Origin of the sequence: Pseudomonas sp. MD330_10 (assembly GCF_042610415.1) — a bacterium.
GTDB lineage: Bacteria > Pseudomonadota > Gammaproteobacteria > Pseudomonadales > Pseudomonadaceae > Aquipseudomonas > Aquipseudomonas rhodesiae.
On the sequence record NZ_JBHGZU010000021.1, the window covers coordinates 55,789 to 77,845 of the forward strand.

Here is a 22,057-nt window from a genome sequence, read left to right on the forward strand (position 1 = left end):
CGTAAAGGGTGAACCGGATGCAAAAAAACGCGGGCCAGGCCGCGCGGCGCGCATTCTAGCAAAACCCCGGCGGCGCCGCATCGACACTCAGTCGCCGATATTTCCTCGACACCCGCGCGGCATTGGCCGACCTCGGCCGTAAAACCTGCGTGATAGCGTCAGGCGTTGCCCATTGGATCCACCGGTGGGCTCACTGGAAGATCGTTGTCATGCACACTCTAAGCAGTCCCCTGTTGGCCAGACTGCTGGAACGGCCCGCCCCTCCCGGCGAGGGGAAGGTCGACTTCAGCACGGCCCTGCATCAACTCGGCGTTACCAGCGTCTTTGACATTGTGCGCCTGCCCCGCGCCGACTTCATCCGGCAACTGGGCCGCGTCAACGATGACGATGGCGCCCAGGCCTACGACACCGCGCTGGCCTACGCCACCCAGCTGCAATGGCTGTACGAGCTGCAGCCGACCGACACGCCGCCCGCACGCAGCAAGCGCGAGCTGGACGCGAGCGGGTCATCCCTGCTGGCTGAAGACTGGGCCAATGCCTGCGCGCCCGATGCGCTCGCCGCGCTCGATTCGCCGGTGGCTTATCTGCGCACGCTGTACCTGTTCGCGCGGCAGCTGGAACAGAACGGCGTGGGCACCTGCGATAAAGTCCTGCTGAGCCAACGTCGCCCGGATCTGGAAGCACTGGTGATCGACCACGACAGCACCTTCACCCAGCGCCCCCTGCTGACGCTGGTCGATGACATGCTGCGCAAACACATCAAATACCACCATCCGCGCCAGAAGCTGTATCGCCTGCTCAGTACCCAGCACTACCCCCTGACGCTGCCGTATCACCATCACCACTATCAATGCCGCCTCGGGCTGGACGGCACCCGGCACCGCGTGGGCGAATTGAATTACCGCATCAGCAAACGGCTACCGTTCGATGCCGCCGGCAGCGCGCAATATGGCTGGGTGCAGACGCACAACCCCGATGTGCAATGCCTGTTAAGCGACCTGAACCCCGGGCTACAAACGCTCCTGCTGCAACCGCCCCTTGAAGCCGGCACGTTGTTTCAAACCTGCTTCGGCCTGGCTGGCGCACCGCAGACCCTGCAAGCGCTGCTCGACGCCACTGCCCTGAATACCGCCCAGTTGCACGCGTTGCTGGCAGAGGAACGTTTCGCCCCCCATGCCTCCCCCTCGGTCAAAGATATGCCGTTGCCCCTTTACGGGGCTCGCTATGTCAACGGCACCGATGAGTCGCCGATGACAGTGGCGAGTAATAACGCGCAGTTGCTCAATATCACGGATGAGCGCTTCGACCGCCTGCAGCGCATGATTCGCCTGCAACACGGGGTCGATTTGCCATTTGCCGAACTGGATACCTTGATCGTCAGCGCCATGGCCTGTGAACGGCCGATCAACGCCGACCTGCGTATCAGCCACGGCACCCTGCGTGCGCTGGGAGTGTTTCGCTACCTCAATCGCCGCTATGCACTGACGCCCCTGGCATTCAGCGCCTGGCTTGATCGCGTGCCGTTGCAGGCCAGCGCCACTGCGCAGCCGTTGTTCGACCAGGTGTTCAATCCCACACCGGTAGGCAGCCAACCCCTGCCGCTGGACGACCAGGTGTTGGATAGGCCGACCCGCCAGCGCGTGTGCGCCGCGCTCGAACTCACCGACACGCCGAACTCGTTGCACCTGCTGATCGACGCCTGCCCCACCCCGGTGCTGCGTAACCTGGCGACCTACTCGGCGCTGTATCGGCAGGCACACATCGCGCGCACCTTCGGCCTGTCGGTGCAGCACTGCCGACAGTTGGCCGACCTGCTCGGCCCTGCGACGTGGAGCCACTTGACCGCCCCGACCTTGCGCAGCGGGGAAAGTGTTGCCGCAGACTTTCTCGACGGGCTTATGCAACTGGATTGGGCCGTCACTTGGCTCAAGGACAGCCACACCAGCGTCCCCCAATTGCGCCAGCGTCTGTTGCTGGAGCCGGTCAGCGAGAACCCGGCCCTGGCGCGCTGGGTCGATTTGCTGCGTCACCCCCCCTATGAACTGCCGTCGGCCTGGCAACTGGCGCCGTTGCCGCAGCCGGCTACCGCCGACAACCTGCCCCCCATCGAATGGGCCGGCGTGCTCGCCCAGGCGTTCGGAGCGTCAGCGGACCTGTCCCAACCTCGACAACCCTCGCTTGCCCTGGACCAGGCGATTGCGGCCTTGAGCCTGAGCCCGGTGCCCGCCCAGGACGCAGTCCTCAAACAGCAAGCCAAGGATCGACTGACGCCCTGGCTGCAACGCATCGCGGACAAAGGCCAACGCGTGTGCATCCAGCAGTTCCTGGATACCCCGGTGCCGACGCCCTACAGCAAGGAGCTCACGCTTTACTACAACCAGTTCCTCAACAGCGCAAAAACCCCGCCCGCGCTCAAGCACCTGATCCTGCTGGCGCCGGATGTCACCACACTGCTGGCCTTGCCGATGAACGACACGTCATTGCGTCAACTGCTGCTCAACCCCCATTGGCTGGACCGCGCGCTGGCGCCGTCGACCCTGCTCGAACTGAACCTGGGCACTCTGTATTTGTTGCAGCGCTTCAAGGCGTGCTGCGACACCTGGGGCCTGACCCAGGACGAGCTTCTGGACTTCTTTCGGCGCGCCAACGGCAACGGCGCGCAGCCACTCGACACACAACTGAGCCACTGGCTGGGCTGGAGCGAAACAGAACTGCGGGTGCTCACCGATACCTTGCCCACCGGGCGTGTCACGGCCATGGATCAGTTGGATTGGATCCTGCGCTGCCACCAATCGTGCGCCGCCACACGCCTGCCCTGCCAGGCCCTGCTGGACGCAAGCCACCTGAGCCTCTCCAGCGACTTCAGCCAATGGAAGGCCCTCGGCGAAGCGGTCATTGCCGCGCGCCACTAAGGGCCGCTTCCCACCCGGACTCAAGGAATGACTATGTCTGAGCCCCTCGAACACCGTCTCAACGAAGCCCGCCGCGATGCCATGCTCGGCTTCTACCTGGCGCATTGCATCAGCGCCCCGTTGAAAACCACCCTGCGTACCCCAGAGGATCTGTACGACTATTGGCTGCTGGATGTGCAGGTCAGCCAGGCCGTGCCGAGCAGCCCGGTGGCCAGTGCGATCACCAGCCTGCAGCACTACATCAACCGCATCCTGGGCGGGCTGGAACCGGGCTACGAAACACAGGGCCCGTTGCCTGACGAAGCGCGCGCTTGGCAAGACAGCCTGCGCACCTACCCGCTGTGGAGCGCCAGTCAGCAACTGCGTTACCAGCCCCACCACTTCCTCGACCCCACGCTGCGCGAGGACAAGAGCGCCAGCTTCGAGCAACTGGAAAACGACCTCAACCAGCACCGGCTGCAACCGGCCACGGTGCAAAGCGCCGTGCAAGGTTACCTGGCACGGTTCGAACACATCGCGCGCTTACAGACCCTCAACGGCTACATCGATGGCGACGTGCGACAACTGGACACCAGCACCTATTACTTTGTCGGCAAGTCGGTCAGCGACGACCTCTATTACTGGCGCTCGCTGGACCTGTCCAAACGCTCCAGCGCCAACCCCAGGGCACCCGCGCCTCGGGCATGGAGCGATTGGAAGCCGATCAACCTGACGTTTTCCGCCGACATTCCGGCCCACAGTGTGCGGCCGGTGCTGTTCAATCAGCGCCTGTTTATCGTATGGGCCGAGTGCATCAAACCGGCGCCGTATCACGCCGTGCACGGCCCATTAAACGACAATGGCGAAGACGAAGACGACGATGATAAACAGCGCCACGCCGAATGGCTCAACAGCCGCTTCGTGAAGTTGCGCCTGTGTTTTTCCTATCAAAAACGCGACGGCAGTTGGAACCTTCCCCAGGTGGGACTGGAGGAACATTGCGTCACACGCGGGATCAATGCGCTCACCCCCGAACAACTCAAGCGCATCACCCAAACCATTGCGGTGGTCGACAGTCGCAGCCCCCAAAGCCTGTTCCTGGGTATACGCGCCAACACGTTGAACCATGGCGGCGAACAGCCGGGGGAGTTCTTCCAAGCCATCAGTGTCGATCAGGCACTGGACGTCAAGGTGGTGGCGTCCGCCGGCAGCCCGGGGCGTTACAAGATCGTGCCGGGCTCGGCCGTTGCGCTGGAAACCATCCGTCTGCTGGAGGCTTACGAGTCCACGCAGAACACACCGTTGCAGACCGCCCTGCTCGGAGGGCTCGACGAAGCCAATGTGTTTTCCAGCGCCTTGCTGCCGCCATTCGCCCACCGTTACTTCGGGTTGTTCTTCGATATCAACAAAGACAGCCTGCAATTCAAGGCCAGCCTGACGGATGACTACACCGAGCCCGTGCTGACCCTGACACCTGAAGGCTCGCCCCAGGCCCCTTTGAAAACCTGGGATTTCGAAGCCAGAAGCCAGGACATCCTCGACGCCGACAGCATCAGCACCACGTTCGACCCGATCACCAACGAAGTAGTATTCACCTCGAAAACCGCCAAGCGCTTTTTGCAGACCTACAAGGTCACCCTCAAAACCCGGCATGCCGAAGCGAGCATTACCTTGGTCACCGAGTCAGCCATGCACGATTCGGCCATGGCCGATGTCGAGTTGAGCGAGGGCTCGGCCATCATCCTGGACAGCACGATCGTCTCGGACGTCGACGTCACGCACTACGCGATGTTTTTCAAAAACCCCAAGACCGGCAAGACCTTCGCCAATGCCATCTATGACAAAGGCAGCCTGTTGCTCACCCTGACGGGCCAAGCGAAGGCCGCTCAGGATTGGCGCGCCGGGCAAGACGGGACCAAGAACGTCACCGAGTATTCGCTGGAAGGCAAATTCATCGCCAAGAATGCCTTCCTGCATTTATATGCCCATGCGCAGGACAACGTGCTGGCGATCCTCGACCGCTACAGTGACTACGGCCTGCCGGGCGATCAATCCTCCAGCAAAAAACTGCACTTCGTGAATGACTTGCGATTGGTGTACAGCAGCGCGTCGATGCCCATCCGGCTTTATCGCCACGTCATCATGCAGTCCCGGCTCAAGGACCGGCCCACCCCGCACGCGATCAGCAACAACACTGCGCAGATCCTTAACTTCACCGACAGCGAACACGAAAGCCTGGCCGGCTCGGCACCGGAGTTGCCGGTCGGGCACGTCACGACCACACGGATCAAACTGCCCAGTGGGCAACCGTCCTCGGCAGTCACGGTGATCCACGGCGTGATTACCCTGGAGAGCCAAGAGGATGGCGCACGGGTGCTGGGGTATGCGCTCAAGGCCGTCACCTGCACCCTCAGCCACTCCCTGAGCGTTACCCAACCGGCCCGTTCCCCGCGGATCAGCTCCCTACGCCAGGAAAGCGGGGAGCGCCTCGAAGTCCTCGACTTTTCCGCGGGCCTCAAACCGTCGCTGCCGGCGATCCCACTGAACAGCCGCCTCGCCAGCCAACTGTTCAAGACCGCCACGGCCGCGCTTGATCCGCCGCTTGCCTGTGGTTTCACAGCGGTTGACGGGGTTGCAGCGCAATCGGCGGACTTCCACGGAGCGCACGGCCAGTACCTGCGGGAGCTGTTGATCTACGTGCCGTGGACCATCGCCCATCAGCTCAACCGGCAACAGCAATACGCCGAAGCAGAACGTTGGCTGCACGGGCTATACAACCCTCGCCAGCCGCATACCGGCACACTGAGCGCGCTGACAGCCGCCCCTGTGGAGCTGAGTTACGCCTGCATGCAGCCCGAGCAGCCCCATGAGCTGGCCCTGAGTTTTCCGCGTTACCTGCGCAAGGCATTGCATTTGCTCAATGTGGATATCCTGATCAACCGCGGCGACGCGGCCTATCGTCAGTTAAGCCCCGACAGCCTGGCCGAAGCCAAGCTCTGGTACCGCCAGGCGCAGCACCTGCTGGGCACGCGCCCGACGCTGACCCGCGCCGATACTTGGACCCCGCGCGCCCTCGGTGACCTGGCCAGTACCGCAGCGCTGGCCATACGCGCGCTGGAGCACCAACCGGAGTACTTGCGCTCGTTGTCGCGCCAGTGTGTCACCTTCGGCCAACGCGCCTGGCTTATGGACAGCCCCTACCTGCATCGTCCTTTAAGCCCGCAACAGGTGGCGCGTTGGGACACTCTGGACGCTCGCCTGCACGGCTTGCGCACCCACTTGGACATCACCGGCAAGCCGTTGCGCCCGTCGTTGTTCGCCGCGCCTTTAGCGCCTGCCGCGCTGCTCGCGCGGGCGGCGCACAGTGCCATGGGTGGCGCCGAGGCACCTTTGACGACGCGCCCGGAAGTCGGCCACTACCGCTTCCAGGTCATAGCCGGGCACGCCATGAATGCGGTCGACAGCCTGGCGCAGTTCGGCGCCACGCTGCTGGCGCTGATCGAACGCAAAGAGCAGGCGCACCTGCTCGACGTGCAACAACAGCAGGCTTGGGAGCTGGCCAGCCTGGTGGTGACCCAGCATACCCAGGCGCTGGCGATCGACGAAAAAAACCGCCAAGCCTTGCTGCACAGCCGCGCGGTGATCAAGGGGCGCCTGGACTTCCTGACCCAGCGGCTCAACGAAGGCATCAGCGCCGGTGAAATCGCCGCCGGCCAGCAGTACCTCGAAAGCGCCGCCTGGGAGCGCAAAGTGGCCATCGCCGGCATGGGCGCCGGTGCCGCCATGCTGGCGCCGAACATTTTCGGCACCGCCTTTGGCGGCATGCGTTTTGAGGGGTTGTTTCAAGGCTATCAGGCGTTCGCCCAGGGCGAGGCCAACGCTGCCCGCGCCAACGCCAACGAGCTGGAGCGCACCGAGCAGTTCAACCGGCGCGCCCAGGACTGGGCCCATGCCGAGCAACAAGCGCGCCTGGAACTGGCGCAGATCGACGCCTTGCTGCATACCCAGGCCGAACACGAAAAAGCCACCCGCCTGCACCTGCGCAGTGCCCAGACGGCCCTGGCCCAGGCCCAGTCGACCTATCAACTGCTGAGCACCCGCACCGCCCGGGCCCAGCTGTATGAGTGGCTCAATACACAGTTGGGCACTTTCTATTACGCCCTGCATGACAGCGCCCAATCACTGTGCCTGGCCGCCGAAGCGTGCTGGCAGTACGAAACCGCCGAACAGCGCACGTTCTTTTCAGCAGACAGTTGGCGCCAGGCCCACCACGGCTTGCTGAGCGCCGAAGCCTTGAAGTTGAACCTGCTGCGCATGAATGCGGCGTACCTGCAACATACGCCGAGGGAGCTGGAGATCAGCAAAACCGTGTCGCTGCGCCATCGCCTGATCGAGTGCGGGGTGATGGTCCCGCAGTTAAGCCCGAACACCTTGCCCACCAAGACCTGGGCCGATCACAAAGCCGCGCTGGTGCAGCACGGCACCTTGTGTTTCGAGCTGACCAGAGCGTTGTTCGATGAGGATTACCCTGGCCACACCTTGCGCCGCATCAAGCAGGTCAGCCTGTCATTGCCCGGCACCCTGGGGCCCTACGAGGACATCAAGGCCACCCTGACCCAAACCCGCAACGAAGTGGATAGCGCCGGTGGCGGCCCGCGTACCGAATGGCGCGCGCGCCAGCAGATCGCGTTGTCGCGGGGGCTGGACGACAACGGCCAGTTCAGCCTCGACTTCGATAACGACCCGCGCTACCTGCCGTTCGAATACACCGGTGCCGTGTCCTCCTGGCGCCTGGATTTTCCCCATCCGCAACGCCAAAAAGACCTGCTGGAATCGATCACCGACGTCATTGTGCATGTGCGCTACACCGCCCGACCGGCCAGGAGCGACGCATGAGTACCCCCGCTAATTCATCACCTATCCAACTGCCGGCGCTGCCCAACAGCGGCACGCCACCAGGCGCCGCCAAGGGCTGGGCGCCTGTCGGCGCCGACGGTGTCGCGCGCCTGGAGATCGCGCTGCCGATCAGCCCCGGTCGCGGCTACGCACCGGCACTCGCCCTCACCTACCGTAGCAACGCCGGCAACAGTGCGTTCGGCTTCGGTTGGGACGTCAACGTCGCGGCCGTGACCCGTTGCATCCGCCGTGCCGTGCCGAGTTATACCGAGGCCGACACCCTGCTGGGGCCGGACGCCCAGGCATGGATGCCCGAGTGCGACGCCAACGGCACGCCGGTGCAGACCCAGCGCGACACCTTCAATCAACAGGCGCTGGGCACGACTTACACCGTTACCCGCCACTTCCCCAGGGTGGAAAGCGACTTCGCGCGCATCGAACATTGGCACTCGGCCCTCGACCCCGCCGGCTTCTGGCGGGTGCAGGCCAGCGACGGCAGCCAGCACCTGTACGGCAAAACCCTCGCGGCGCGCATTGCCGACCCCGAACACCCCACGCATGTGGCGCAATGGCTGCTGGAGGAAAGCCTCAATGCTCACGGCGAACATATCGGCTATCGCTATCAGGCCGAAACCGATACCCGCACATTCCCCCATGACAGCCGAGCCCAGCGCTATCTGCACAGTGTGTATTACGGCAATGTCAGCGCCCGGGAAAAAGCCACGCCTTACCTGTTCAAGACCGACGACCTCTCGCGCCAAGCCTGGCACTTTCATCTGGTATTCGACTATGGGCAGCGCAGCGCCGCTTTCGACCAGGTGCCTACCTATGCGCCGACCACTGACTGGGCCGTGCGCCAGGACCCGTTTTCCCGCTACGCCTACGGTTTTGAACAGCGCACGTTGCGCCTGTGTCGACAAATCCTGATGTTTCACGCGTTCCCCGACGAGCCGGGCATGGGGCCCGACCCAGTGTTGGTCAAACGCCTGCTGCTCGAACATCACGTCGGCCGCAATGGCTTGACCCAGCTGATGGCCACCCACGAGCAGGCGGTGGATGCCCACGGCACGCTCAGCTATCAACCGCCCCAGGAATACCTGTACCAGAGCGTCGCATTGAAGCTGGACAGCACACGTTATCGACCGTTTGAGGCGTTCCCCGGCCATGGATACCAGTTGCTCGACCTCTACGGCGAAGGCGTGCCGGGGTTGGTATACCGCACTGACCACGCTTGGTATTACCGCGCGCCCGTGCGGGCCGTGGACGCCGCCGACGCCGATGCCGTCGGTTACGGCCCGGCCCAGACGTTGCCGGTCAAACCGGAAGTCGGGCCGTCGCGCCCGCGCGTCCAGGCGTTGCTGGATGTGGATGGCGACGGCCGCCCGGAGTGGGTTACGGCGCAACCGGGCATGCGCGGTTTTTTCCGGCTTGACCCGCACCCGGACGAAGCGCGTTTTATCCCTTTCGAGGCATTGCCCGTGGAGTTGCTGCACCGCGACGCGGTGTTCGCCGACTTGATGGGCAGCGGCTTGGCCGACCTGGCGTTGGTGGGTCCGCGCAGCGTGCGCCTATATGCCCATCAACAAGCTAAGGGCTTTGCCGCCGGCATCGAGGTGGCGCATGTGGTCGAGGACGATGACTTGCCTTCATTGAGCCCATCACCCAGCGATTGGGTGGGCTTCAGCGATGTGCTCGGCAGCGGTCAGCCGCACCTGGTGCGCATCCGCCACGACGAGATCAAGTGCTGGCCGAACCTGGGCCGTGGCCGCTTCGGCAAGGGCCGGGTGCTGGCCACGCTGCCGTTCCGGCATAGCGCGTTCAACCCGGCCAATGTGTTGCTCGCCGACTTGGACGGCTGCGGCGCCAGCGACCTGCTGTACCTGACCCCCGATGCCGTGCGCATTTACCTTAACCGAAGCGGCAATGGGTTCGCCGCCACGCCGTTGCTGTTGCCCTGGCCTGCCGGGGTGCAGCACGACGAACGCTGTCAGGTCAGCCTGGCGGATGTACGCGGGCAGGGTTTTGTCAGCCTGGTCATCAGCGTCATGCACCCGCGTCCGCGTCACTGGATCTACGACTTTTTCGACGCCAAACCGGGACTGCTGCGTTATACGTGCAATAACCTGGGCACGGTGGCCCAGGTGAGATACCGCAGCAGCGCCCAGGAATGGCTGGACGAGAAAAAGGAGCTTGAGGACGCCAGAACGCGTGCCGTCAGTCGGTTGCCGTTCACTTTGGACGTGGTCAAACAGCACATGCAGCACGACGAGATCACCGGTAACACGCTGACACAGCACTTGAGCTATCGACAGGCGTATTACGCCGCCGACGAACGTGCATTCCACGGCTTCGGCCTGGTACTGCAGCGGGACAGCGACCTCCCCGTCGGCGGTTTGCTGAGCAAGCGCTGGTTCCACACCGGCCAGGCGCTCGACATGCCCCGCGACGGCTACAGCACCCACGACCCTGACGAAATCACCCTGGGCCCGACCTTACTCGGGCAGCCCACCACGCCCAACACGGCGCAGCCCACCGACCACCAAGACCGCCTGATCACGGCCCCCACGCTCCAGGAACGGCGCGAGGCCGCCTATGCGCTCAGGGGCCTGCCACTGCGGGAGGAACTGTTTGCGCTGGATGCCGCCGACGGCGTGCCGTTTTCCGTGCAGCAGCATCGCTATCTGGTGCGCCGCCTGGCCCCCGCACACGGCGCACAGCCCTGGGCACGGCTGTTGCCGCTGAGGCTGGAGAACGTGGAGTGCCGCTACGAACAGGTGCGCGACGATCCGGTGTGCCAACACCAACTCAACCTGCGCTGGGACGCCTATGGTTGCCCGGTGCACAGCGTCACGGTGCACCACGCGCGGCGAAAAACCGCCGACGACACGCCGCCGGCACACCTCACCGATCCCCACGCCCAACAATGGTGGCGGGATACCCACGACAGCGCGCAACAGCGTTATTACCTGAGCGAAACCCTGAGCCAGTGGATTCATCACGATCAACCGGATCAATGGCGCCTGGCCCTGCCCTATCGCCATCGCACCAATACCTGGACTTTGCCCAAGGGCGAAGCGGCGCACGGCCTCACGGATGCGGCCGTGCGCTATGAACGCTTTATCGACCGCCACAGCGGGCCGCTGGGGCCGCAAGCACCGCGTGAACTCAGTGGCTTGTCGGTACAGCACTACCGCGAGCCGGGCGGCAAGGGCAAAACCCTCGCGCCGGGGGGCGCCACGTTCCAAGCCCTCAGCGACTACCTGGAAACCGCCGAACTCGATCCCCAAGCCCTGGCTGCGTACAGGCAGATCCCCAGCCTGCCGGGCCAGCCGACTTGGGACACCGACAGCCAATTGCAGGACCTGGGCTACCAGCCCATGGCGGTGTTTTTTTTCGCCAACGCGGCGGAACGAAGTGCGCCACCGCGCGTGTGGTCGGTACGCCGGCAGTTCCCCCGCTACCTGAGTGCCAAACGCTTTTACCGCCTGCGCAGTTGGCGCCTGACCGAGGATGCGGGCGAAACCACGCTGGATTACGACCCCTATTGGTGTCACGTCAACCAGATCACCCAAGCAGACGGTTGCGTGACCCAGGCCACTTACGATTACCGCCTGCTGCTGCCGGTCAAGGTGGTGGACCCCAACGGCACACAGCAGGAGGTGCGCTATGACGGCTTCGGGCGGGCAATGGTCAGCAGTATTCACGGACAGGAGGCTGGCAAAGCTGTGGGCTTTGCGTCGTTGTCCTCCCTCGGCCATACGCAGGCGCTGCCGATGGCCCAGGTGATCCAAAAGCCCGAGACCTTACTCGGCGGCGCCGCCAGTGCCTGGGTGTATGCGCCATTCAGTTGGATGGGCACCGTTGCCCAGGCCGACCTGCGCCCATCATGGGTGAGCCAGAACTACCTGCTGCCGGGCGGGCAGATCCGCGCCACCGCCCGGCTGCGTCTGAAAAAGATCGGCGCGGCCGCCAGCCAGGAACAGCAGGCCCTGTACCGCTTGATCAACCAGGCGCAGCGCGAGCCGGTGCATTGCCTGATGCTGCAGGCCGATCGTTACCCCGACGATCAAGCCAGGCAGATTCACCAACGGCTGACCCATTGGGACGGCTGGGGTCGCGCATTACAAAGCAAGCAGAAGACCGAGCCCGGCCTTGCCTACGCCGTGGCGGCGGACGGCACATTGATCGTGGAAAACCAGCGCCTCCAGCAGGTCAGCGCCGATTCGCGCTGGCGCGTGAGTGAACGGGTGGAATACAACCCGCGAGGTTTGCCCATCCGCGTATACCGGCCGTATTTCGCCGACCGGCCTGGTTTTATCGACGACGCGTCACTGCGCAACTTCGGCGTATGCGACCAGCACGTCTACGATGCAACAGGCCGCCTGGTGCGCACGCTCAACGCCAACGGTTCGCTCACGCGCAGCAGCTATTGGGCCTGGTACACGGTCAGCGAGGATGAAAACGACACCGCCGAGTCGTGAGCCGCGCGGCTGCCAGGGGACCGAACAAGTCCTTGGCAGCCACGCCTGGCGTCAGCGCCGGTGCGGCTGACGCACGCCTTCCACGCGATAGTGGCTGCCGCCCAAGTGCCTGAACATCAAACGGTAGGCGCCACGCCCGCGCGTCGCGGCATAACCGTGCAGGTCCGCCGACCACAGGCGATCGTCGTGCTGATGCCAGTGAATCGCGCCAAACCGACGTTCGCGCAGGTGGCTGAGGGTCAGGGCAATGCTGCGCCCGGCACGGCTACGGGGGTCGATATCGGCCACGGATGCGCTGTCGATGCGCATCACCGGCAGCGCGGCAGAGCTGCCCGAAGGCGCCATGCCCGGCACTGCGGCGCTGGACTGTCGGCCTCGGCGCGCACGCCCGCCGCTCGCCGTCTGCGTCGTGGCGACGACCTCGAAGGTGCCGGCCACCCCTTGCGCAGCGCCAGTGGGGGACAACGCCCGAGCGGGGCCACGCAACACGAGGGTGCTGAACCCCATGCGTCTCATCTCGGGGCCGGGGTTACGCGTATCCGTCAGCAAGGTATCGACCCGTCTCGTTCTATCCACCGGCCCCACATAACCCAATACGCGGTCGTCCTTCACAGACAAATAAATCGAAACGCCCTCTTCACCATGGCGGCGCTCATACGCGAAGTTGACCAGCCGCTCTGTTTCTTGGTGGCTCAAACCCGCCTGCTGGGCCAAGTCGAGGGCCAGTTCCGTGACCGACCGGGCGAACTGTTGCTCGGCCTCCTCATCTGCCCTGGCCATGGCCTGGGGTTGCATTTCACGGTAACCGCGCAGACGACTGGCGCCGAACAACAGCCCTCCGATCAGCGCGCCCACGGCTGCGCCGCTGGCCGCGTCGCCGTGCAACGTTCCGGCACTCAGCCCCATCAAGGCAAACAGCAACAGGATGATCAGCCCGCCCACTATGCGTGTGGTTTCCGCGGCGGCCGGCTGAAGGCCCATCACATCGACAAACGTAACGGGGTTGTTATTGGCCATCAGGTAGGGGTTCGAGCCGTCGCCAGCGCCCGCCGGGTCGGGGTTGATCCAGCGCTGCAACCACGGCGCGTAGTAGCGAAAACCGTAATAGTACAAACCGCTGGCATCGCGCTCTTTGCCGCAATAACGCCGGCTTTTCTCGTGCCCCTCCAAGGCATTGCGCGACGCCCACCACGCCGTGCCGCCAAACGGGAAATAGCTCTCCTGGCTGAGCAACTGCGCCTGTTCGTCCAGCTCCAGCGTATGGCTGGATTGATGGTCCGTCAGGCAAAAGCGCAACGCTTCATGGCCGGCGCCCGCCTCCGGCCCCTGCTCCCATTGCAGCACCTCGACCGCGCACGGCCCCGCCTCGACGCGCAGCACATTCAACTGTCGGGACGGGCTGTGGCGGACCTCCAGGCCCGGCAAGTAATAGACTCGCGCCGTTTGCCGCTGCCCGGCGACTTGGCGATGGATAAGCTTGAGGGCGCGCTGACCATCGCTGGCATAGACGTAGGTTTCTTCATCGTCGGGCTCGGCCTCGCGTTGCACGAGGGTGACCTTGGCCAATTGGTTACGCACGTTCCAATGCATCGGCTGGCCCCGCGCCAACCATTGCTGGTTGCCATTGGCATCAAAACCCTGGGCCGACCTTTCGTCGCGCAGCCCGCGGTTGCTGTTATCCGCCACCCGCAGGGTGCGTGTGTAACCGCTGCCCGTCGATGGCGCATGGCGCAACCGGGTCAGGTTGCCGGCGGCGTCGTACTCATAGCGCTGGGTGTAATTGCGCCACAGGCCGCTGTCGGTCGCGCCGAAAGACACTTGCGCCGGCAAACCTGGGCCGATGCTCGCCACCGCGCTTTCACGCCCCGTGGCCTGGATCAACTGGTACAGCGAATCGTAGGCATAGTGACTGGAGGCCTCGATTTGAGTATTGCTGTCCCACTGCGTCGGTTGCGCCTGATCCAGCAGGCTGACCACGTTACCGACCGGGTCGTAGGCGTAGCGCAGGTCCTGCAAAAGCGCCGAAGTCTCCCCCGCGCGCTGCGCGGTCAAGCGTTGCAAGCGGCCATCCTCGACGCCGTAGTGCGCCTGGCGGCTCACCCCGTTGCCCAGCAGCGCCGATTCCACTTGGCCGGCGGCGTTATAAACGCAGCGCTTGATCAAGGCTTTGCGCGTGCCGTCCTTGAAACTGAGACTGCTTGTTTGCAATTGCCCGTCGGCGCCATACAGGAACTGCCGGCTATTGCCCCTGGCGTCGATCTGCTCCAGCGTGGCACCCAACGCATCGAACCGCCAACGCGTGGTGTAGGCCCGGTTTTGCAGTAACCCATCCTGGGCGGCGGCGGCCTGGGGCCAGTCGACGTCAGCGCCGAGCTGGCAAAAACGCCGGGTCTGGCTGAGCACCTGGCCCCCCATCCCGTACGCGTCAAACACCTGGGTGCCCGCCGGGTCGGCATGCCGCAGCAGGCGGCCATTGCGGTTCAAGGCGCGATGTTCTTCGGTAGGCGCGGCGTAGACCAGCCGCTCGACACAACGCGGTTGCGCATCCGTGGCGGCTTGCTCGAACACCGCCACCGGGCGCAGCAGCGCATCGTACTCATGCTGCTGATGGGCGCCGCGCCCATCCCACGCCTGCACTACCTGCCCGGACGGCGCGGCCAGCAGCAGGCGCAGGCCGGCGTCCACGTCCTGACAACGCACTACCGCGCCGGACAGGCTGTAGAGATAACGTTGGTTGGGTTGGGTTTGCAGGCGCGGGTCCCACTGCTCCAGCACAAAACCGTTAGCACTGTGGACAGCACGTCGCACGCGGGGCGTGGGCGCATCCTCGGCACTGGCACGGTGGTAAGCGACGTTGCGCACTGGCAGACCACGGGGGTCGAACGCCGTCAGCGAGGGGGTATTGCGATGAAGTGAAGCAGGCATGACTCATGACTCCAAGGACACAATGGTCACCTGAGCCTAGGGAGCCTGAACGGGGAGCGGCGGTAGCCGGGTATGTGGGCTTCAACCGGTCAACACCGGTTGAAGCCCGCCACATTACGCGTGCCCGCCAGCGCAGGTCGGCGAGGCCGGCGCTGCGTCGATGGTCGCCCATTCTTCGGGCGTGTAGGTGTGCAGCGCCAGCGCATGAAACTCGCTCATCAGGTCACCCAATGTGGCGTAGACCTTTTGATGGCGCTTGACGCGGTTAAGCCCGGCGAACTGCTGGCTGACCAACACGGCCTTGAAGTGGGTCTGCAACCCACGGCTGTGCATATGGCTTTCGTCCAGCACGCTCAGGTGATCCGGGGCCAGGGCGGCAAGCGCCGTTTCGATACGCTGTTGCATAGTCATTGCTGCTTACTTCTTCTTGGCCGGTGCGGCTTTTGGGGTCAGCTCGTTGGTCATGTCTTCCAACAGCTTGTTGACCACCGGTACGGCGCTTTCCAGTTTGGCCTGGGTCATCTGAGCCGATTGCTGGGTCAGCTGCGGCATTTTCTCCAGGACTTTCTTACCCAACGGCGACTGGTAGAACGCGACCAGGTCCTTGAGTTCGGATTCGCTGAAATTGGTGGTGTAAAGCTTGACCATGTCCGGTTTCAGCTTCGGCCAACCGATGGCCTGGTCCAGGGCGGCATTGGCCTTGGCCTGGTAGCTGTCGAGCACCGATTGCTTGGCGGCGGGCGCCTTGGTCTGCTCGAAACGCTGGGCGAACATTTGCTGCACTTGCATGTACACCGGGGTACCCAGCTTGTCGGCATGGGCCAGGGTCAGGAAGGCTTCGGCACTGGCGTTGTGGCTGGCGGTATCGGCAAAAACCTGGCCGCTGGCGCAAACCAGAGCAACCGCGGTACAGATGGCACGAAGACGAGTCATCGAGTTTCCTTTCTAGCTGGCGAGGTAAAACCCCAAGGGCGACCATTCTGCGCCTAAAAAACCTCGCGGCTCAACCCCACCCCTTGTCAGCCCTGGTTTTGCGGGGCGCAGACGCAGTGAAGAAAGTTTGTGGAACCCATCTGCGTGCCCAGGGCCTAAACTGACCTCTCTCGACTGGATAAGGAGGATGCACGATGAGCCGTATCGAAACCGACAGCCTGGGCGACGTAGAGGTGCCTGATGACGCCTACTGGGGTGCGCAGACCCAGCGCTCGCTGGTCAATTTCGCGATTGGCGAGCAACGCATGCCCCTGGCGGTTCTACATGCCCTGGCCCTGATCAAGAAAGCCGCGGCGCGGGTCAACGACCGCAATGGCGACTTGCCCGCCGACATCGCGCGCCTGATCGAACAGGCCGCCGATGAGGTGCTCGACGGTCAACACGACGATCAATTCCCCCTGGTGGTGTGGCAGACCGGCAGCGGCACCCAGAGCAACATGAACGCTAACGAAGTCATCGCCGGCCGCGCTAACGAGCTGTCCGGCAAGACCCGTGGCGGCAAGAGCCCGGTCCACCCCAACGACCATGTGAACCGCTCGCAAAGCTCCAACGACTGCTTCCCCACAGCCATGAGCATCGCCACCGTGCAGGCGGTGCATCAACAACTGTTACCGGCGATCACCTACCTGTCCGGCGGCTTGGCGGAACTCTCGGCGCGGCATATGAACCTGGTGAAGACCGGCCGCACCCATATGATGGACGCCACGCCGATCACCTTCGGTCAGGAAATCTCGGCGTTCATCGCCCAGCTCGACTATGCCGAAAGAGCTATCCGCAGCGCCCTGCCCGCCGTGTGCGAGCTGGCCCAGGGCGGTACGGCGGTGGGCACCGGGCTCAATTCCCCTCAGGGTTTCGGCGAGGCAATGGCTTCCGAGCTGGCGGCGCTGTCCGGGTTGCCATTCGTTACCGCGCCCAACAAGTTTGCCGCGCTGTCCGGCCACGAGCCGCTGGTGACCTTGCACGGTGCGCTGAAAACCCTGGCCGTGGCGCTGATGAAAATTGCCAACGACCTGCGCCTGCTGGGCTCCGGCCCGCGCGCCGGGCTGGCCGAGGTGAAACTGCCGGCCAACGAACCGGGCAGTTCGATCATGCCGGGCAAGGTCAACCCCACTCAGTGCGAAGCGTTGTCGATGCTGGCGTGCCAGGTGCTGGGCAACGACGTGACCATCGGCATCGCAGCAAGCCAAGGGCACTTGCAGTTGAACGTGTACAAGCCGGTGATCATCCACAACCTGCTCGAATCGATCCGCCTGCTGGCCGATGGCTGCAACAACTTCCAGGAGCATTGCATCGCCGGGCTTGAACCGGATGCTGGGCAGATGGCCGAGCACCTGGAACGCGGTTTGATGCTGGTTACTGCGCTCAACCCGCATATCGGCTACGACAAGTCGGCGCAGATCGCCAAGAAAGCGTACGCCGAGGGCCTGACGCTACGGCAAGCGGCGCTGGACCTGGGCTACCTCACCGACGCCGAGTTCGACCAGTGGGTGCGCCCGGAAAACATGCTGGAGGCGGGGCATTAAGGCGCCATGCGCAATCGCCGGGCCTTGAGCCCGGCGAACAAGGACGGCGCCAGGGCAACCGCCGCCGAGCCCAATACCACCACCACCGCGCCGAAATAGCCGAGGGCGTTGATCTCTTCGGCCTGCACATAGTCGGGCCACAGCCACGCCGCCAGCGCCACCGCGACGAAGGTCACCAAGGGCGTGAGCGCCAGGGTCGCGCTGACCCGCGACGCCTCCCAATGGGCCAGGGCTTCTGCGAACGCGCCATATGCCACCAGGGTGTTCATGCAGCACGCCAGCAGCAGCCAGCCTTGCAGCGGGCTCAGTTGCAGGGCTTCCAGCGGATGCGCCCAGGGGGTCAGCAGCACGGCGCAGCAGAGGTAAATCACCATCATCACCTGCAACGAGTTCCACACCGTGAGCAACTGCTTTTGGCCCAGTGCGTAGAACACCCAGATGGAGGTGGCGAGCAGCACCGTCAGTACACCGGCGGTATAGGCGCCGAGGGAGGTAAGCAACTCCGTCAGCCGCTGGTTGAAGAACAGCCCGAACCCGACGATCAGCACCACCAGGCCAATCACCTGGCCCAGGCTGAAGCGTTCTTTGAACACAAACACACTGGCGATCATCAGAAAGATCGGACCCATCTGCACCACTAATTGCGCCGTGCCGGGGCTGAGCAGCTTGAGGCCCACCAAATACAACACGTAGTTGCCCACCAGGCCGCACACCGCCATGGCCACCAGCCAACCGCCCTTGGGGCCCAACACCTTGCGACTGGGCAAGCGCTTGGTGGCGGCCAGGTAAACAAACAGGCAACTGCCGGCCACCGTCAGGCGAAACCAGGTCACCGTGATCGGGTCCATCACTTGCAATACTTGCTTGAGTTTGATCGGCAAAATGCCCCAGAGCAGCGCGGTCAGCAGGGTCAGGAAGAAACCGTAGACCCAGCGGCCGGAAGAGATATGCATGAGTGCCCCAAAAAATGCCAGAGGTGGAGGAGCGGCCATTCTAGGGGCAAGCGCACGCATAGGGATACGGTGCTGTTTAACAGTGGGAGAGGTCTCGCCCCTCCCACCTGTGGCTTAGCGCACGGCTTCGAACAAGCCGGTGGCGCCCATGCCGCCGCCCACGCACATCGTGACGATGCCGTAACGCAGGTTGCGCCGTTGCAGCTCACGCACCAGATGCCCCACTTGCCGCGAGCCTGTCATGCCGAACGGATGACCGATGGAGATCGATCCACCGTTGACGTTGTATTTGGCGTTATCGATTTCCAGGCGATCCCGTGCGTACAGGCACTGCGAAGCGAACGCCTCATTGAGTTCCCACAGGTCGATGTCCGCCACTTGCAGGCCCTTGGCCTTGAGCAACTTGGGCACCGAGAACACCGGGCCGATGCCCATTTCGTCCGGTTCGCAACCGGCGACGGCGAAGCCGCGGAAAAACGCCTTGGGCTTGAGCCCCAGCTCCAGGGCCTTGTCCAGGCTCATCACCAGGGTCATCGAGGCACCGTCGGAGAGTTGCGAGGAGTTGCCCGCCGTCACCGAACCGTCTTCGGCAAATACCGGTTTCAACCCGGCCAGGCTCTCCAGAGTGGTGTCGGGACGGTTGCAGTCGTCACGGTCGACCACGCCGTCAAGGATCTGCACCGCACCGGTGTTTTTGTCTTCGACTTTGTACTTGACCGCCATGGCCACGATTTCATCGTCGAACAAGCCGTCCGCCTGGGCCTGGGCCGTGCGTTGCTGGCTTTGCAGGGCGTAGAGGTCCTGGGCTTCGCGGCTGACGTGGTAGCGCCGTGCGACGATCTCGGCGGTCTGGCCCATGGGGAAGTAGATGCCCGGCACTTGCTCCTTGAGCAGCGGGTTGATCAGGTTATCGGTGTTGACGCTTTTCATGGTCAGGCTGATGGACTCCACGCCGCCGGCAACGATGATGTCGCTGCAGCCGGAAGCGATCTGGTTGGCCGCGATCGCGATCGCCTGCAACCCCGAGGAACAGAAGCGGTTGAGGGTCATGCCCGCCGTGCCGGTGCCCAATTGCGAGAGCACCGCCACATTGCGCCCGATGTTGTAGCCCTGGGCGCCCTCGTTGGAACCGGCACCGACGATGCAGTCTTCCACACTGGCCGGGTCGAGGCCGTTGCGGCTCAGCAGCGCGTTGACGCAATGGGCCGCCATGTCATCGGGACGGGTCTGGTTGAACTTGCCGCGAAAGGACTTGGCCAGGCCGGTTCGCACGCTGTCGACGATCACTACTTCACGCATGGGCTACCTCGATCTTGTCATTGTTGGGAGATGGATCGAGGATAGATCCGCGCCTGCCCGACCGCGATGATCATTCATCCGGCGTATGCAAAAGCATGGCTCGGCGGGGGCGCTGGGGAGGTGATGAGCCAGGTTTTATGGTGAAGGGAATTTTGGCGTGGATAGACTTATTGTGGTGAGGGGGCCAGTTGTGGTGAGCGGGCTTGTCGAATCGTCGCACCGCCCGCGCTGGGCTGCGAAGCAGCCCCAAAACCAGGCACCTCGGAGGATCAGCTGACACCGTATTCCAAGGATTGGGGCCGCTGCGCAGCCCAGCGCAGGGCAAGCCTGCTCACCACAAAAAACCTGCTCACCATAACTGGCTCCTCACAACAACAGCCCCCTTCTCCACAGCAAGCCCCTCACCATACAGGGCCCCTCACCACGACAGGTCCCTTCACCACGACAGTCCGGTCTGTCATACAAGGGGATTATTTTTTGGTCTTTTTATCGTGCTTTTCGGACTGGGCGAACGCTTCCTCCAACGCGCGGTTGATGGTGCGCAGCACCTTGACCCGCGCCCAGCGCTTGTCATTGGCCTCCACCAATGTCCACGCCGACACTTCGGTGCTGGTGCGGTCGACCATATCGCCCACGGCGGTGCGGTAGTCGTCCCACTTGTCGCGGTTGCGCCAGTCGTCTTCGGTGATTTTGAAGCGTTTGAATGGGATCGACTCACGCGCCTGGAAGCGCTCCAGTTGGGTGTCCTTGTCGATGGCCAGCCAGAACTTGACCACGATCACCCCGGCATCGCGCAGTTGCTCTTCGAAATCGTTGATCTCGCCATAGGCGCGCATCCAGTCCGCCGAGGTGCAGAAGCCTTCGATACGCTCCACCAGCACGCGGCCGTACCATGAGCGGTCGAACACGGTGAACATGCCGCGCGCCGGGATTTTCTGCCAGAAGCGCCACAGGTACGGCTGGGCTCGTTCGTCTTCGCTCGGCGCGGCAATCGGCACGATGTGGTACTGGCGCGGGTCCAGCGCCGCCGCCACGCGACGGATGGCGCCGCCCTTGCCCGCCGCATCGTTGCCTTCGAACACCGTGACCAGCGCGTGCTTGCGCATGCGTTTGTCGCGCATCAAACCAGAGAGGCGCGCCTGCTCGGTGATCAGCTGTTCTTCGTAATCGTCTTTGTCCAGGCGCAATGTCATGTCGAGGCTGTCGAGCAGGCTCTTGCGGTCCACCGAGGCCACCAGCGGCGCGGGGTTCATGCCGCTGCTCCTGGCCTTGGCCATTTTCAGAGCGTTTTGCAAGCCTTCGAGGAGGATCTTGCCCACGGTCAGGCCACGGTAATACGGGTCGACCCCTTCGATCACATGCCAGGGCGCATAGTCGCGGCTGGTGCGGCGCAGCACGCGCTCACCGAAATGCACGAACTTGTCGTAGGTTTGGGACTGTTGCCAGTCCAGCGGGCTGATGCGCCAGCTGTGCAGCGGGTCGTCGGCCAGGGCCTTGAGCCGCGCCTTCATTTGCTTCTTGGAAAGGTGGAACCAGAACTTGAAGATCAGCGCGCCTTCGTCGCAGAGCATTTTTTCCAAACGTTCGGCGCCGGCGATGGCCTGGTCGAGCCGGGCATTCTTGATCTGGCCGTGTACGCGGCCTTGCAGCATCTGGCTGTACCAGTTGCCGAAAAACACCCCCATGCGGCCCTTGGCAGGCAGTTGGCGCCAGTAGCGCCAGGCCGGTGGGCGCGCCAATTCTTCGTCGGTCTGCTGATCGAAGGTGCGCACCTCGATCAGGCGCGGGTCCATCCACTCGTTGAGCAACTTGACCGTTTCACCCTTGCCCGCCCCTTCTATGCCGTTGATCAGCACGATTACCGGGAAGCGTTTTTGCTGGTGCAGTTCGTACTGCACCTCCAGCAAGGCTTCGCGCAGGGCCGGGACTTCGGCGTCGTAGGTGGCTTTGTCGATGGCGCGACCGATTTCGGCAGATTCGAACATGGGCGGCTCCGTTCCAGAAGTGAGCAAGACTAGCGGATTGGGCAACGCCGTGCGGAAGGAAATTCAACGCGCCCTTGCCGTGGGTCAATTCAAATGGGGTTGATCGGCTAG

The 22,057-nt window shown here is 63.7% G+C and carries 10 protein-coding genes; 4 read left to right on the plus strand and 6 right to left on the minus strand.

Annotation, left to right across the window (positions count from 1 at the left end):
- The first annotated feature begins 209 nt into the window (after positions 1-209).
- The 3 genes from ACFZPT_RS23595 to ACFZPT_RS23605 are packed head-to-tail and all read left to right on the plus strand — an operon-like array spanning position 210 to position 12,268.
- A complete protein-coding gene (locus tag ACFZPT_RS23595) occupies positions 210-2,912 on the plus strand; it encodes a Tc toxin subunit A (RefSeq protein ID WP_034114625.1) in 2,703 nt (900 codons plus the stop codon).
- A 33-nt stretch (positions 2,913-2,945) separates the two neighbouring features.
- Entirely contained in the window at positions 2,946-7,787 is a 4,842-nt protein-coding gene (locus ACFZPT_RS23600; protein ID WP_034114627.1) for a neuraminidase-like domain-containing protein, read from the plus strand.
- Complete coding sequence (locus ACFZPT_RS23605) at positions 7,784-12,268, plus strand: SpvB/TcaC N-terminal domain-containing protein (RefSeq protein WP_034114629.1); 4,485 nt, start codon at positions 7,784-7,786, stop codon at positions 12,266-12,268. The genes ACFZPT_RS23600 and ACFZPT_RS23605 overlap by 4 nt, the downstream gene beginning before the upstream one ends.
- A gap of 51 nt (positions 12,269-12,319) precedes the next feature.
- On the opposite strand, the gene ACFZPT_RS23610 is transcribed toward ACFZPT_RS23605, so the two are convergent.
- From ACFZPT_RS23610 to ACFZPT_RS23620, 3 genes are all read right to left on the minus strand, one after another.
- Positions 12,320-15,193, minus strand: coding sequence for an RHS repeat-associated core domain-containing protein (locus ACFZPT_RS23610; protein ID WP_034114631.1), 2,874 nt, complete (start codon positions 15,191-15,193; stop codon positions 12,320-12,322).
- A gap of 114 nt (positions 15,194-15,307) precedes the next feature.
- Positions 15,308-15,604, minus strand: a complete 297-nt coding sequence (locus ACFZPT_RS23615; protein ID WP_034099304.1) for a BolA family transcriptional regulator — start codon at positions 15,602-15,604, stop codon at positions 15,308-15,310.
- A gap of 6 nt (positions 15,605-15,610) precedes the next feature.
- Complete coding sequence (locus ACFZPT_RS23620; protein ID WP_032885944.1) at positions 15,611-16,126, minus strand: DUF2059 domain-containing protein; 516 nt, start codon at positions 16,124-16,126, stop codon at positions 15,611-15,613.
- 194 nt (positions 16,127-16,320) lie between these two features.
- Here ACFZPT_RS23620 and ACFZPT_RS23625 point away from each other — a divergent pair, with 194 nt between their 5' ends.
- Positions 16,321-17,709 carry a class II fumarate hydratase gene (locus ACFZPT_RS23625; RefSeq protein WP_034099307.1) on the plus strand — a complete coding sequence of 463 codons (1,389 nt, stop codon included), beginning with the start codon at positions 16,321-16,323 and terminating at the stop codon, positions 17,707-17,709.
- Here ACFZPT_RS23625 and ACFZPT_RS23630 read toward each other — a convergent pair.
- The 3 genes from ACFZPT_RS23630 to pap form a co-directional block, all read right to left on the minus strand.
- Positions 17,706-18,662, minus strand: a complete 957-nt coding sequence (locus ACFZPT_RS23630; protein ID WP_034099309.1) for a DMT family transporter — start codon at positions 18,660-18,662, stop codon at positions 17,706-17,708. The two genes, ACFZPT_RS23625 and ACFZPT_RS23630, sit on opposite strands and share 4 nt — an antisense overlap.
- A gap of 114 nt (positions 18,663-18,776) precedes the next feature.
- Entirely contained in the window at positions 18,777-19,961 is a 1,185-nt protein-coding gene (locus tag ACFZPT_RS23635; protein ID WP_034114632.1) for a thiolase family protein, read from the minus strand.
- 470 nt (positions 19,962-20,431) lie between these two features.
- Complete coding sequence (gene pap, locus ACFZPT_RS23640; RefSeq protein ID WP_379555786.1) at positions 20,432-21,946, minus strand: polyphosphate:AMP phosphotransferase; 1,515 nt, start codon at positions 21,944-21,946, stop codon at positions 20,432-20,434.
- Positions 21,947-22,057: the final 111 nt, after the last annotated feature.